At 70.2% G+C, this 1234-nt stretch carries 1 protein-coding gene; it reads right to left on the bottom strand.

What is annotated here, in order from left to right:
* Positions 1-1048, bottom strand: a 1048-nt coding sequence (locus KZA10_RS15610; RefSeq protein ID WP_218683343.1) for a DNA polymerase III subunit gamma and tau, incomplete at its 3' end; no start/stop codon positions are given.
* Positions 1049-1234 lie beyond the last annotated feature (186 nt).

The raw sequence follows: 1234 nt of genomic DNA, 5'->3' as shown, positions 1-1234 counted from the left end.
CGTCGAGGGCCGCACTCACCACGTCGGCCGTGCGCGAGAGCCGCGCGGAGCCGAACACGTCGGCCTGGGTGCGCATGCGCTCCAGGTCGTCTTCCGCGATACCGCGCAGAACGGCCGAGGCACCGGCACCGACCGCGGCGATCACGATGAGGTCGCGCAGGCGCTCGAGCAGGTCGTCGACGAAACGGCGAGGGTCTTGCCCGGTCTGCACCACGCGGTCGATCGCGGGGAACGCGGCTGCCGCATCTCCTGCGGCGAGCGCGTCAACGATCTCGTCGAGGAGGGCGCCGTGCGTGTAGCCGAGCAGGGAGACGGCGCGGGCGTAGCCGACGGTGACGGTCTCGGATCCGGCAGGTGCGTCGGAGCCGGCGATCAGCTGGTCGAGCAGCGAGAGCGTGTCACGGGGCGAGCCGCCACCGGCGCGGACCACGAGCGGGAGGACACCCTGTTCGACGATCACGCCCTCTTCGGCGCACAGCTTGGCGACGTACTCGAGCATCGCGGCCGGCGGCACAAGCCGGAACGGATAGTGGTGCGTGCGGGAGCGGATGGTGCCGAGCACCTTCTCTGGCTCGGTGGTCGCGAAGATGAACTTGACGTGCTCCGGCGGCTCTTCGACGAGCTTCAGCAGTGCGTTGAAGCCCTGCGGCGTCACCATGTGCGCCTCGTCGAGGATGAAGATCTTGTACCGGTCGCGGCTCGGGGCGAACGTCGCCCGCTCGCGCAGGTCGCGTGCGTCGTCGACGCCGTTGTGGCTCGCCGCGTCGATCTCGACGACATCGAGCGATCCACCGCCGGTGCGCGAGAGCTCGACGCAGCTGGGGCAGACGCCGCAGGGCACGTCTGTCGGCCCCTCGGCGCAGTTCAGGCAGCGCGCCAGGATGCGCGCTGACGTGGTCTTTCCGCACCCGCGAGGCCCGGAGAACAGGTAGGCATGTCCGACCCGGTCACCGCGCAGCGCCGTCATGAGCGGATCGGTCACCTGGGACTGCCCGATCATCTCGCCGAACGTCTCGGGTCGGTAGCGGCGGTAGAGGGCTGTGGTCACCTCAACAGCCTACGGCGTGCCACCGACCTTCGGCGGGCCCGAGCGTCAGTCGATCGCTTCGATCACCGGGATCGTCGTCGTGATCACGGGAACGGACGCCGACATGCGCGTGCCATCCTCGCGTCGGGCGTCGGCGAGCTGCCGGAGCGTCGGGCGACCGGGGATCAGCGGACCCTGATCGGCGAG

The sequence above is a fragment of the Microbacterium sp. BF1 genome, from assembly GCF_019279095.1.
Classification (GTDB): domain Bacteria; phylum Actinomycetota; class Actinomycetes; order Actinomycetales; family Microbacteriaceae; genus Microbacterium; species Microbacterium maritypicum.
Note: the sequence above shows the minus strand (reverse complement) of the source record. Positions and strands in the feature narration are given on the sequence as shown.